The sequence below is a fragment of the Ottowia sp. VDI28 genome (assembly GCF_049532675.1).
Lineage (GTDB): Bacteria > Pseudomonadota > Gammaproteobacteria > Burkholderiales > Burkholderiaceae_C > Ottowia.
In genome coordinates this window covers 584,175-597,117 of record NZ_CP149820.1, presented here as the reverse complement: position 1 = coordinate 597,117, position 12,943 = coordinate 584,175, and the positions used below count along the sequence as shown (strand labels likewise).

Sequence of the window (12,943 nt, the reverse complement as noted above, 5' to 3'; positions counted from 1 at the left end):
GGGAGAAGACCTGTTCTCAGCCCCGCACTTCGCCTTCGCCCAGCACTACCCATTTGAGCGAAGTGAGTCCTTCGATACCCACGGGCCCGCGGGCATGGAATTTGTCGGTGCTGATGCCGATTTCAGCGCCCAGGCCATATTCGAAGCCGTCTGCAAAACGCGTGCTGGCATTGACCATGACGCTGGACGAATCCACTTCGCGCAGGAACCGCTGCGCGTTCATGTGGTCCCGGGTCAGGATGGCTTCGGTGTGGTGGCTGCCATAACGGTTGATGTGAGCGATGGCCTCATCCACCCCTTCCACCAGCTTGATACTGATCACGGGCGCCAGATATTCCTCGAACCAGTCGCTTTCCTGGGCGGAAACGATCGCAGCGGCAGGAAGCGCGGCCGCTTTCAGAATGGCGGAGGCTTCGGCATCGCAGCGCATTTCCACGCCTTTGGCGGCAAACACGGTGCCGATGCGGGGCAGGAAGGCCTGCGCCACGCTTCGCGCCACCAGCAGGCTCTCAGTGGCGTTGCAGGGGCTGTATTTCTGTGTCTTGGCGTTGTCGACCACTTTCAAGGCCATGTCGAGGTCGCAGGGGTCATCCACATAGGTGTGGCAATTGCCGTCGAGGTGCTTGATCACGGGCACTTTGGCCTCGGCGCTGATGCGCTCGATCAGCCCCTTTCCACCGCGCGGAATGATCACATCCACATATTGGGGCATGGCGATCAGTTGGCCGACGGCGGCGCGGTCGGTGGTGGGCACCAATTGCACCGCATCCTGGGGCAGCTCAGCCGCCACCAGCGCCTGGCGTACCAATACCGCCAGCGCCTTGTTCGAGTCGATGGCCTCGGAGCCGCCACGCAGGATGCAGGCATTTCCGCTCTTGATGCTCAGGGAGGCAGCCTCGATGGTCACATTGGGCCGGCTCTCGTAGATCATGCCGAACACCCCGATCGGCACCCGCATCTGCCCCACGCGAATGCCACTGGGCTGCTGCTTCAGGCCCACGATATCGCCAATCACATCGGGCATGGCGGCCAACTGCTCGCAGCCCAAGGCGCAGGTTTCGAGGATTTTGGGCGTCAGCTTGAGCCGATCGACCATGGGTTCGGCCAGACCGGCTGCGCGCGCGCGCTCGAGATCGTGCGCGTTATCGGCCTGCAGGGCCTCGGTATTGGCGCGCAAAAGCCGGGCCAGCTCCCGCAGGGCCTCGTTGCGGGCGGCAGTGGATGCGCGAGCCATGCCGCTGGCGGCCTGACGGGCTTGCAGGCCGAGCAACTGCATGGTTTCGGCGACATTGGGGGCGTTCATGGAGAGATTTTCGCATCTCATGACAAACCACGCACCGGACAGGCCAAGCTTGAGGCTCCTCCAGCTTCCGCTGGCGCCAGGCGTTTCAGTCCACCTTGATGTTCTGACGCTGAATCAACTCTCTCCACTTCTGGGTTTCCGCCTTCATGTATGTTCCGAACTGCTCAGGCGTGCCACCCGCCGGCTTCAGGGATTGGTCCTCGAGAAACTTCTGCACATCGGATGTCTTGAGCGCAGCGTTCACGCTCGCATTCAGTTTGGACACAACGTCGGCCGGCACACCCGATGGCGCCAGCAATCCAACCCACGAGTAGACTTCGAACCCTTTGTAGATATCTCCAATCGCTGGAACGTCCGGCAACGCGGCAATGCGCTCCTTCGAGGTCACAGCCAGCGGCCGCAGCTTACCTGAACGGATATGAGCGAGCACGGAGGTCACACTCACGAACATGACCTGGACCTGGCCTCCGACGATGTCCGTGATGGCGGGCGCACCGCCTTTGTAGGGGACATGCAGCATCGATGCGCCCGTGATCGACTTGAACAGCTCCGCGGTTAGATGGTTGGAGCTGCCCGCGCCTGTGGAAGCGTAGCTCAGGAGATCCGGTTTGGCTTTGGCCAGCGCCACCAACTCCTGAACGTTCCTGGCAGGCACCGACGGATGCACCAAGAGCACCAGAGGTGAAGTGGCGATCTGAATCACTGGCTTCAGATCCTTTTCCGAATCGAAAGGCAACTTGTAGAGCAACGGATTGACAGCGTGCGTGTCGAACGCCGAGAGCAAGGTATAGCCATCTGGCTTGGCACGAGCCACCAGGGCGGCCCCAATCGAGCCGCCGGCACCGGCCTTGTTGTCGATAAGGACAGGCTGTCCCAGTTGCGCATTGAGCTGAGTGCCCAGCTTGCGCGTGACGTTGTCCACGATGCCACCTGCGGGAAAAGGCACCACAATCTGGATAGGCTGGCTCGGATAGAGTTGAGCCAATGCCAGTCCGGGCGTGGCGCCAGCGATAGTGGTAGCCGCCAAAGTCAGCGAGTTGCGGAGGAAGCACCTGCGTGAAAGTTGGGCAAGGGAGCAAGACATATGACGTAACCTCAGGGACAGGAGAAAGATCGGAAAAGAGAAAAGGTTTTGGGATCAGGCCTATTCGTCGAGAATCGCGACCGCACGCACCCACCCTGCCGAACCGTGCTTGATCTTGATTGGGAAACAACTCACCTGGAAGCCGTGCGATGGCAACTGATCGAGGTTGGAGAGCTTTTCCATCTGGAAATAGCCGATGTCGCGTCCGGCCTTGTGCCCCTCCCAGATGATGGAAGGATCGCCATCGCGTTCGAAACGTTCCACCACGAATTTAAAAGCTGCGTCCCAGCTATAAGAATCGGTTCCCACGACACGGACACCTCTTTCAAGCAGGTAAAGCGTGGCTGCGCGACCAAATCCGCAGGCACTTTCCCAGTAGTCCTCCTGACCTTGCCGAGCGCCAGCCCGGGTATTGGCGACCACGATGTCCAGAGGCTGGAGCTCATATCCGATGCGGCCCAGTTCCATTTCGATGTCCTGCGGCGTGACCACGTAGCCCGCCTCAAAGTGGCGGAAATCCAGCTTCACACCCGGGCGCAGGCACCAATCCAGCGGCACCTCATCGATGCCGGGACTGCTGCGCCCACCTGACTGCAGCGCATGGTCAGTGGTCGGGTGGTAATGCCACGGAGCATCCATATGGGTACCCGCGTGCGTGGACAACGTGATCCGCTCCACCGCCCAAGCCTTGCCTTCCGGCAAGGCATCAGGCCCGATGCCGGGAAATAGTTTGCTGAACAGCGGCCACGACTCGTCGTGATTGGAATATTCGATAGTCGGCCGATGATGGGCCGGAGAAGTCGGCTTGTCCTCAAGTGTGACGGACAGATCAATGATGCGTCGAACCATGGGCGGAGGGTTTCATAAGGGTGAAGGAAGAGCTGAATGAAGGACGGCTCCGGATTTGTGTTGAAACGACTCCGGATGCAACCCTATGGCGCTGTCGTCGCGGCTTGGAAGCCAGCGACTACAAAGGCCACAAGCTGTCTGGCGATCGCATCGGGATCGTCCGTATCGCACAAGCCCCCGGAAATACGTTGCAGACGATGGTGCCCCGCTTCCGATTCGCTAACGATGTAATGCATGGCCCCTATCGCGAATGCGTAACGCCAATATGCGTCTTGCCTGGAAAGCCCTGGTGTTACGTCCATCAATGCCCGTATGAAGTGCTGGGCAGTGGCGTCGTACTGGGCAAAGATGGTGGTGGAAGTGAGTTCGCTGGGCAACGCGCGAGCCTGCAGGAGAAGGCGGGTCAGCAGCCTGGCATCACCGGTGGCGTCCAGACTGAGCCTGATCGGTGGAATGACCAGTGCCCGAACCACATGCTCCAGCGTTCGAGCGGCCTCGGGGACTGATTCCAACAACTCCAGGCGCAAGCGGTTGATGGGATTGGCAACCGAGACCAACACCTCCTGAATGAGTACTTCTTTCGAGCCGAAGTGGTAGTGAATCGCCGCGACATTGGTTTGACTGGCGCTAGTGATCTCCTTGAGCGTGGCAGCCTCGAAGCCACGCGTTGCAAACACCCGAAGGGCCGCAGCAATGATCTTCGCGCGCGTCGACCCTTCCGGGGGCGTAAGGGCCTCATCAGATTGACCTGCCATTGGAAGAAAAATCTATATTTCAAATTTACATTTGAAATATAGATTTGAAATACAACCAAAAAATAAGGGGTACTACGTACCCCTAGATTGTGGTGCGTTCAATTCGTCAGGACCGCGCAACCGCGCAAGCCCCGCACAGGCCCTGCGCAAGACGGTGCAGCGCCTGCCAGGGTTCGACCGGCCAGCCGGGGCTTTTCAGGCCCTTGACGATGCCATCGACCTGCTGTGCAGCGTGGAGCAGGTTCGCCAGGGTGGTGTCGCCCAGGCTCGGGACCACTCGCTCGAACAAGCGTTCACGCAGGCCCCAGATACGCTGCTCTCGCAGGGCCACCGGCATTGGGCGGCCGTCGGCGATAGCGTCTTTCACTCGCTTGAGGGCACGGATATCTTCCGCCAAGGTGTAATGCACCAGCACCTCGGCCTCGCCCTCGGCCCGCAGCCCGTCGAGCATGCGCTGCACCCGGGCGCGCTGGCCGCCCAGCACGGCTTCGGAGAGCTTGAACACGTCGTAGCGCGCCACATTGAGCACTGCGGCTTCGACCTGTTCGAATTTCAGCTCACCTTGCGGATAGAGCAAACCGAGTTTGCTGATTTCCTGGTGCGCGGCCAGCAAATTGCCCTCCACGCGGCTGGTGAAGAACTGAAGCGTGCGCTGCCCTTCCTCCCCGCTGCCACGCGCTGGCCTTGCGCCGCCAGGCGCTGGGCGATCCACTGCGGAAGCGCGGCACGTTCGATGGCGTCGATCTGCACCGACACACCCGCCCCTTCCAGCGCGCCAAACCATGCGCCGCTGCGCGTGGCCTTGTCCAGCCGCGGCAGCAGCACCAGCGTGAGCGTGCTGTCGTCGTCCGCCGAACTGGCCACCAGCTGCTGAAGCGCCGCGCTGCCGTCCTTGCCCGGTTTGCCGGAAGGTATGCGGATCTCAACGATCTGCTTATCCGCGAACAGGCTCAGGGAAGCGCCAGCAGCCAGCACCGCACTCCAATCGAAATGGGCGCCCGCCACAGTATGAACCGTACGCTCGCCATAGCCCTGTGCACGCGCGGCCGCGCGGATCGCGTCCGCAGCCTCCTGCACCAGCAGCGCCTCGTCTCCATGGAGGACATAGAGGGGACGCAAGCCTTTTTGCAGGTGATTGGCGAGTTGGGCGAGGGCTAATTGCATGGTTCAGCGTGTCAGTGGGAGCCGCTAGCCCTCACCCCTGCCCTTCCGGATGGCCGTACCCCCAGAGGGAGAAATACCGGTAAGGGCCTGGGCAACCAGGGCACCCGTGGAGCGGGCTTCGCCCGGCCACCGGGTGCGCCCCCTTGAGGGGGAGCGCGCTCCGCGCGCTTCGGGGGTGGTCATATCCTTACTGTAGCAAGCCGCCGCAGCACTTGCTGAACGATATCGGCCTGCATGTTGTCGTAGAGCATCAGCGCTTCGGCCTCTTTCGACAGGGCGGCGGTTTCGCTGTAGCTCTGGTCGAGCTGGCGCAGGATTTCGGTCTCGGGGATCACATCCTTGCCAGCCGGTGTACGCACCCTGAATTTGAAGCGCACACGCAACTGGAATTCACGCACCTCGCCGGACGCGTTCAAGCCGACCACTACACGCTCACGCAAGTCCTGCAGGCTTTCCAGGATCACATCGGCATCGTTGCGCCGGGCGGCCTCGGTGATGACGGTCACCTTGCCCGTGCCCTCCAACTGGCGGCGCAGCTCGGTGCCGAGCGCCGAACCCGCCGGCATGGCGACATAAATGCTTTGAAAGCTGAATTCCGGCGCTTTTCGCAGCGCGAAACCACATGCCGCCAGGGTCAGCGGCAACGGCAGGATCAGGAAAGAGCGCCTTGGGATATTCATACCACGATGTTCACCAGACGCCCCGGCACCACGATGACCTTGCGGATCACGCCACCGTTGCTGTGTTTGAGGAAAGCCTCGCTGGCCAGTGCCGCAGCTTCGATTTCTTCCTTGCTGGCGCCGGCTGGCACGTGGATTGATCCGCGCAGCTTTCCGCCGACTTGCACCATGAGTTCGATCTCGTCCTGCACCAGCGCTGCCGGATCGGGCTGGGGCCAAGGGGCATCGAGCAAGCCCCCTGCACCGCCGCGAAGCCCAGTTCCTGCCATAGCGCATGGGTGAGGTGAGGTGTGACGGGATACAGCACGCGCAGCAGCTTGGAAAAGCCTTCGGCCTGCGCAGCCCACTCCCCGCGCTCGGCACCGGCAGAACCATCGCCCTTGAAACCCTCAAGTGCGTTCAGCATTTTCATGGCGCCGGAGACGACAGTGTTGTACTGCATGCGCTGGTAATCGTAATCCACCTGACCCAGCACCGTGTGGATTTCATGCCGCAGCGCCTTGGCCGCCTTGGACAGCGCCAGGCCATTCTGGTTGGCCGCGCCCGCCAGCAGGGCAGTGGCTGCCACGTTGCCGGAGGCCTTCAGCTTGACGCCGAAGTTCCACACCCGGCGCAGGAAGCGGTAGCTGCCTTCCACGGCGGCATCGTTCCACTCGAGCGTGGCCTCGGGCGGCGCGGCGAACATGGTGTAGAGGCGCGCGGTGTCGGCGCCGTACTTGTCGATCAGCTCCTGCGGATCGACGCCATTGTTCTTCGACTTGGACATGGTGCCCACGCCCTCGTAGTCGATCGGGGTACCGGCCGGCAGACCGCCCACGTCCTTGTTCAGCTTGGCGCCCACCTGCTTGCCATCGGTGTCCATCACGGGGTCGATATCGGCCGGCCAGAAATACTCGATGGCTCCTTTTTCGGTGCGGCGCGAGTAGATGTGGTTGAGCACCATGCCCTGCGTGAGCAGGCGGGTGAAGGGTTCGTCGATGCTGACCAGGCCCAGATCGCGCATCACCTTGGTCCAGAAACGCGCATACAGCAAGTGCAGGATGGCGTGCTCGATGCCGCCAATGTACTGGTCCATGCCGCTGCCGCCGGTGGCAGCCCCCTGGTCGCGCATCCAGTAGCGCGTGCCTTCGCCCACCATGGCCTCGGCGTTGGCCGGATCACAGTAGCGCATGAAATACCAGGACGAATCGACGAAGGTGTCCATGGTGTCGGTTTCGCGCCGCGCCGGCTTGCCGCAGCAGGGGCAATCGACTTTCAGGAACGCTTCGCTCTTGTTCAGCGGATTGCCGCTGCCATCAGGCACCAGATCCTGCGGCAGCACCACGGGCAGGTCCTTTTCAGGTACGGGCACCGTTCCGCATGATTCGCAATGGATCATCGGGATCGGGGTACCCCAGTAGCGTTGGCGGCTGATGCCCCAGTCGCGCAGACGCCAGGTGGTTTTCTTCTCGCCCAGCCCTTTCTGCGCCAGGGCCGCGGCCACCGCATCAACGGCATCTCGATAGCTCAGGCCGCTGAAACGGTCGGAATTGATGGTGACGCCGCGCTCCTTGTCGCCGTACCAGTCCTGCCAGCGCTCGTAGTCGTAGTGCAGGTTGTCGACATGCACGACCTGGGTGATAGGCAGGCCGTACTTGCGGGCGAAAGCGAAATCGCGCTCGTCATGGGCAGGCACGCCCATGACGGCGCCGTCGCCGTAGCTCATGAGCACATAGTTGCCGACCCACAGTGGCACTTCATCACCAGTCAGCGGGTGGGTCACCGTGAGGCCCGTAGGCATGCCTTCTTTCTCGCGCAGCGCGAGTTCGGCCTCGGTAGTACCACCCTGCTTGCACTGCTCGATGAATGCGGCCAGTGCGGGGTTGTTCCTGGCGGCATGCGCAGCCAGCGGGTGCTCGGGAGCCACGGCACAGAAAGTGACGCCCATGATGGTGTCGGCGCGCGTGGTGAACACGTACATGCGGCCACCCTGGATCGGCTGGCCGTCATCGCCGTGGATGTCGTGCGTGAAGGCAAAGCGCACGCCTTGGCTCTTGCCGATCCAGTTTTCCTGCATCAGCCTGACGCGCTCCGGCCAGCCGGGCAGCTTGTTCTGCACGTGGTCGAGCAATTCCTCGGCGTAATCGGTGATCTTCAGGTAGTAGCCCGGGATCTCGCGCTTTTCCACCAGGGCGCCGGTACGCCAGCCGCGGCCATCGATCACCTGCTCATTGGCCAGCACGGTCTGATCCACCGGATCCCAGTTGACGACCTGGGTCTTCCGGTAGGCGATGCCTTTTTCCAGCATTTTCAGGAACAGCCACTGGTTCCATTTGTAGTAGCTGGCGTCGCAGGTGGCAACTTCACGGCTCCAGTCAATGGCCAGGCCCATGGCCTTCATCTGCCCTTTCATGTGGGCAATGTTGTCGTAGGTCCACTTGGCCGGTGGAACGCCGTTTTTCAGTGCCGCGTTCTCAGCGGGCAGGCCGAAGGCGTCCCAGCCCATGGGCATGAGGACGTTATAGCCCTTCATGCGCAGGTGGCGCGTCAGCATGTCGTTGATGGTGTAGTTGCGCACGTGGCCCATGTGCAGCTTGCCGCTGGGGTAGGGCAACATGGAGCAGGCGTAGTATTTTTTCTTGCTCGCGTCTTCGGTCACGCGATAGGCATCGGCGCTCTGCCAGTGCGCCTGGGCGGCCGCTTCGACCTCGCGGTGGCTATATTTCTCTTCCATGGGTAAATTGTAGGTGCGCGGGGGAAGGACGTGCAGGCTTGGAGCGCAAACGGCACCAAACGGCACCAGTAGACAGGCCGCTTGCCCTCACATTGGCCCTATCCCTGAGGGAGAAGGCGTTTTTTACTCAATCAACGGCTGGCGGCCGGCGAAGGTCCTTGGGCGGCGGGGGCATCGGCCACGAAACCGATGCGGTTCAAGCCGGCCTTCTGTGCCTCGCCCATGACCTCGACCACGGTGCCGTACGGAACGCCGCTGTCGGCGCGCAGCTGCACCTCCGTTTCGGGATCGGCGCGTGCGGCATCTTGCAGGAGCACAGCCATCTCAAATCTGGAAACTGCCCGGTCATTGAAGAAAGTCTGGCCGCGCTTGTCCACCACCAGCGTGACGAACTTGGGCGGATCGCCCGGCTTGGCCGCATCTGTCTTCGGCAGATCAAGCCGAATGGAGCTCGCCAACAACGGCGCGGTGATGATGAAAATCACCAGCAGCACCAGCATCACGTCGACCAGCGGCGTGACGTTGATGTCGCTCATGGGCTCGGAGCCCTTACTGCGTTCAAGCCTTCCGAATGCCATGGTTTCAGCCGTGAGAAGCGAGTTCGCGCAGGTCGCGGGCAAAACCCTCCAGATCAGCCTCAATGCGAGCGACGATGCGGCCAAACCAGTTGTAGGCCAGCACAGCCGGGATGGCCACGGCCAAGCCGGCGGCGGTCATGATGAGTGCCTCGCCCACCGGGCCTGCGATCTTGTCGATGGAAATCTGGCCGCTGCCGGCGATGCCGGTCAACGCATGGTAGATACCCCACACGGTACCCAGCAGGCCGACGAATGGTGCGGTAGAGCCGATGGTGGCCAGCAGCACCTGACCGAAGTGAAGCCGGTGCAACACGCCGTGCAGCGCATCGCGCAGCACGCGTGTGAGCTGCTGAGCGCGGTCGCCTGCAGCAGCCAGCGTGCCGCCAGCCGGCTTCTGCGTGGCCTCGATCAGAGGCAGCACGAGCGCGCCGGGATCAAGCTGCCGCGCGCGCGCGGCGCCCTCTTCGAGCGAGGGAGCCTGCCAGAACGCGGCCACACCACGGGCGACGTTGCCGCCAGCGCGGCGCAGCATCCATCCTTTGTAAAGAATGACGATCCAGCTGGCAATGGACATCAGAAGCAGCAGCACCGCCACGGCCTTGCCGATGGCATCGCTCTGCGCGAAAACGTGTTGCAGATTCATAGAGCCTTCAAATTTCAATCAAACGCCCGCGGAGCAGGCCATCCCGGGCCGATGCGGAGCAAGCCACACGCGGTAGCCGCGGAGCTGGCTTTGCCAGGCCGCTGGCTGCGTCCCCCTCCCGAAGAGAGAGGGGGAAGGCGCCGAAGGCGACTCAGGGAGTGCTTCATTTCAAATGCAGCACGTCGAACATGTCGAACAGGCCGTGGCGCTTGCCGGCGAGGAACCTCACCGCCCGCAGGCTACCCTGGACATAGCCAGCGCGGCTGCTGGATTTGTGGCTGATTTCGATGCGCTCGCCGGTGCCTGCGAACAAGACGGTGTGATCGCCCACGATATCGCCACCGCGGATGGTGGCGAACCCGATGGAGGAAGGATCGCGCTCGCCAGTGTGGCCGTAGCGCTCGTACACGGCGCAATCCTTGAGATCCCGGCCCAAGGCATCGGCGATCACTTCACCCATTTTCAGCGCTGTGCCGCTCGGCGCGTCGACCTTGTGGCGGTGGTGCGCCTCGATGATCTCGATGTCATAGCCGGTCGACAGGGCCTTCGCGGCCATTTCCAGCAGCTTGAACGTGACATTGACGCCCACGCTCATGTTGGGCGCCATGACGACGGCAATGTGCTTGGCGGCCTCCGCGATCTCGGCTTTCTGCTCGTCGGTGAAGCCGGTGGTGCCGATGATCAGCGCTACGCCATGCTCGCGGCAGGCCGCCAAGTGCGCCATCGTGGCCTCTGGGCGGGTGAAATCGATCAGCGCGTGCGCACCCTTCAGGCCCGCGGCCAGATCGGCCGTGACCTTGACGCCGGTGACCTGCCCGGCGTACGCACCGGCATCCTGCCCCAGGGCGGGGCTGTCCGCGCGATCGAGGGCGCCAGCCAACTGGCAGTCGTCAGTAGCCTGCAGGCCCGAGATCAGCATCTGGCCCATGCGGCCGGTCGCGCCGGCAATGGCGACGCGGTGGGGAGAATCAGAACCGGCCATCAGCGGGGCGCCTCCAGGGGGGATAGTTTCCGGCGGGGGCGCCCACTGGTGTCTCGTCGCCCTCAGCGGCAGAAGCGGAGGGGGAAGCCGGGGCGGGAAAACGCGCCAATTGCTCCTCGGTGGCCTCCAGGGGCGGCACCTTGAATTCCTTCCTGGGGCTCAGGCGGTCCACGAACTCGGTCTCACTGGGCATTTCATCGCCTTCGTAACGGGTCATGGTGTCGCCGTCGAAGAAAACCGTGAGACGGAAATTCTGCGGCTCCACGCCCTGGCGGCGCATGGTGAACACATAGTCCCAGCGGTCGCCGTGGAATACGCTGGTCAACAAGGGGGTGCCCAGGATGTCGCGCACCTGCAGGCGCGTCATGCCCTGCTGGAGGGCAGACACCTGCTCCTTGGAGACAAAGTTACCCTGCACCACTTCGGGTTTATAGAGTGTCAGCGCGTCAGCCATGCCTTGCGTGGCACGATTGAAACTGCTGCACGCCGAGAGCGTGGCAGCCAGCGCGGCGGTCAAACCGACCGCCAACAGCGCCCTCATGGGAACCCTCATGGCCCGCCTAGGTGAGCGGACTTGGGTAGGGGTCGATGGAGACATTGATCCAGCTCATGCACAATATGAGCCGGACATTGTAGCGGTCACTGCATGGACAACATCGACGAACTGAAAAGCACCGGCCTGAAGGCCACCCTGCCCAGGCTGAAGATCCTGGAAATTTTCCAAACGGCCGATCAGCGCCACATGACGGCCGAGGACATCTATCGCCTGCTGCTATCCGAGCGCTCGGATATCGGCCTGGCGACCGTTTACCGCGTGCTCACGCAGTTCGAGCAGGCCGGCATCCTGAGCCGGAACCACTTCGAAACAGGCAAGGCGGTGTACGAACTGCGCGAAGAGCAGCACCACGACCACCTGGTGTGCCTTGATTGCGGCCACGTGGAGGAGTTCTACGACGCCGAAATCGAGGCGCGACAGAATGCCGTCGCGAAAACCAAGGGCTTTGAGATCGCCGATCACGCACTCAGTCTTTATGCGAAATGCACCAAGACCAATTGCAAGTATCGAGTGACCCCTCTGAAGCGCTGACGCGCCTCCTATGAGGCGCAGGTGAGGCAGCCGAATCTCACCGATGCTCACAACGCTTGCAAAGCGAGCGGATTGAGCCTACGAGCGGGGGCGGCTCGGCTTAGTGATTTCCGCCCGTTTCCATCGCCCGGCGGTGCCGTTCGACGAATTCCTGATAGGTATCCACGCCGCGCAACTGCAGGATGTGGTTGCGCACGGCCGCTTCTACGAGCACAGCGATGTTGCGGCCAGCCACCACCTGGATCACGGCCTTCTGGATCGACACACCCAGCACCTCCTGCGTCAGCGGCTCATAGGGCATGCGCTCGTAGTCGCGTTCCATGGTTTCGCGGCGTACCAGGTGCACGATGAGGCGCAGCCGCATGCGGCGGCGCACGGCGGCCTCGCCGAAGATCGCCCGGATATCGAGCAGGCCGATGCCGCGCACTTCCAGCAGGTTCTGCAGCAACTCGGGGCAGCGGCCTTCGATGGTGGTCTGGTTGATGCGGAACAAGTCCACCGCATCGTCTGCCACCAGGCCATTGCCGCGCGATATGAGCTCCAGCCCCAACTCGCTCTTGCCAAGCCCTGACTCACCCGTGATGAGCACGCCCAAGCCCAGGATATCCATGAACACCCCGTGCATGGTCGTGCGGTCGGCGAAATGCTTGGACAGATAGGCGCGCAGCACATCGATCACGAAGGCGGCCGAATCCCGAGTCGCAAATAGGGGGATCTGCGCCCTCTCGCACATGGACACCAGCGCATCCGGGGCATTCTGGCCGTCGCACAGCACCAGCACGGGCGGCTCCAGCGTGACGATGCGCGAAATACGGCGTGCGCAGTCCTCGGCGGACGCGTTGGTCAGATAGGCGACCTCCCGCTCCCCCAGGATCTGCACCCGGTACGGATGGATGTAGTTCAGATAGCCCACCAGATCGGCCCCCGACCGGGCAGCGCTCACGGCCACCTCATCGAACCGCCGCTCTGGCGCCCCCAGCCCCGCCACCCATTGCCAGCGCAAGATGGCCCGATGGTCCTCAAAGAGGACGTCAGCGCTGATGACGGCTGGTTTCATGGCGAAATGCGGTCAGCACGGCGCCACGGAAACATGCCCCGCCAGCGG

General features: G+C 62.6%; 12 protein-coding genes and 1 pseudogene. 1 reads left to right on the top strand and 12 read right to left on the bottom strand.

The annotated features are described in order from the left end of the window. Positions 1-16: 16 nt before the first annotated feature. The 11 genes and pseudogenes from WJU18_RS02715 to WJU18_RS02665 all read right to left on the bottom strand — a co-directional run bounded on the left by WJU18_RS02715 (position 17) and on the right by WJU18_RS02665 (position 11,304). Entirely contained in the window at positions 17-1,303 is a 1,287-nt protein-coding gene (locus WJU18_RS02715) for a glutamate-5-semialdehyde dehydrogenase (protein ID WP_423458649.1), read from the bottom strand. Between the two features lie 85 nt (positions 1,304-1,388). Then, a complete protein-coding gene (locus tag WJU18_RS02710; protein WP_423458647.1) occupies positions 1,389-2,330 on the bottom strand; it encodes a tripartite tricarboxylate transporter substrate binding protein in 942 nt (313 codons plus the stop codon). Positions 2,331-2,447: 117 nt separating this feature from the next. After that, on the bottom strand, positions 2,448-3,236 hold the full coding sequence (locus WJU18_RS02705) for a cyclase family protein (RefSeq protein WP_423458646.1): 789 nt from the start codon (positions 3,234-3,236) through the stop codon (positions 2,448-2,450). Between the two features lie 83 nt (positions 3,237-3,319). Next, on the bottom strand, positions 3,320-3,991 hold the full coding sequence (locus WJU18_RS02700; protein ID WP_423458644.1) for a TetR/AcrR family transcriptional regulator: 672 nt from the start codon (positions 3,989-3,991) through the stop codon (positions 3,320-3,322). Positions 3,992-4,097: 106 nt separating this feature from the next. Then, a pseudogene (gene holA / locus WJU18_RS02695) lies at positions 4,098-5,155 on the bottom strand (DNA polymerase III subunit delta). A gap of 179 nt (positions 5,156-5,334) precedes the next feature. Further along, the gene (gene lptE / locus WJU18_RS02690; protein WP_423458642.1) at positions 5,335-5,835 is read right to left on the bottom strand and encodes an LPS assembly lipoprotein LptE; all 501 of its coding nucleotides are present in this window, start codon (positions 5,833-5,835) and stop codon (positions 5,335-5,337) included. A gap of 46 nt (positions 5,836-5,881) precedes the next feature. Next, positions 5,882-8,548 (bottom strand): leucine--tRNA ligase, encoded by a 2,667-nt coding sequence (gene leuS / locus WJU18_RS02685; RefSeq protein ID WP_423458641.1) that lies wholly within the window; start codon positions 8,546-8,548, stop codon positions 5,882-5,884. A 131-nt stretch (positions 8,549-8,679) separates the two neighbouring features. Further along, the gene (locus WJU18_RS02680; RefSeq protein ID WP_423458640.1) at positions 8,680-9,126 is read right to left on the bottom strand and encodes an ExbD/TolR family protein; all 447 of its coding nucleotides are present in this window, start codon (positions 9,124-9,126) and stop codon (positions 8,680-8,682) included. 4 nt (positions 9,127-9,130) lie between these two features. After that, the gene (locus WJU18_RS02675) at positions 9,131-9,769 is read right to left on the bottom strand and encodes a MotA/TolQ/ExbB proton channel family protein (protein WP_423458638.1); all 639 of its coding nucleotides are present in this window, start codon (positions 9,767-9,769) and stop codon (positions 9,131-9,133) included. Positions 9,770-9,932: 163 nt separating this feature from the next. Beyond that, positions 9,933-10,751, bottom strand: a complete 819-nt coding sequence (gene dapB / locus WJU18_RS02670; RefSeq protein WP_423458636.1) for a 4-hydroxy-tetrahydrodipicolinate reductase — start codon at positions 10,749-10,751, stop codon at positions 9,933-9,935. Next, the gene (locus WJU18_RS02665; protein WP_423458634.1) at positions 10,738-11,304 is read right to left on the bottom strand and encodes an outer membrane protein assembly factor BamE; all 567 of its coding nucleotides are present in this window, start codon (positions 11,302-11,304) and stop codon (positions 10,738-10,740) included. The genes dapB and WJU18_RS02665 overlap by 14 nt, the downstream gene beginning before the upstream one ends. A gap of 93 nt (positions 11,305-11,397) precedes the next feature. Here WJU18_RS02665 and fur point away from each other — a divergent pair, with 93 nt between their 5' ends. After that, positions 11,398-11,838, top strand: a complete 441-nt coding sequence (fur, locus tag WJU18_RS02660; RefSeq protein ID WP_423458632.1) for a ferric iron uptake transcriptional regulator — start codon at positions 11,398-11,400, stop codon at positions 11,836-11,838. 100 nt (positions 11,839-11,938) lie between these two features. Here fur and hprK read toward each other — a convergent pair whose 3' ends face one another. Then, positions 11,939-12,895 carry an HPr(Ser) kinase/phosphatase gene (gene hprK / locus WJU18_RS02655; RefSeq protein WP_423458631.1) on the bottom strand — a complete coding sequence of 319 codons (957 nt, stop codon included), beginning with the start codon at positions 12,893-12,895 and terminating at the stop codon, positions 11,939-11,941. Between the last annotated feature and the right edge of the window lie 48 nt (positions 12,896-12,943).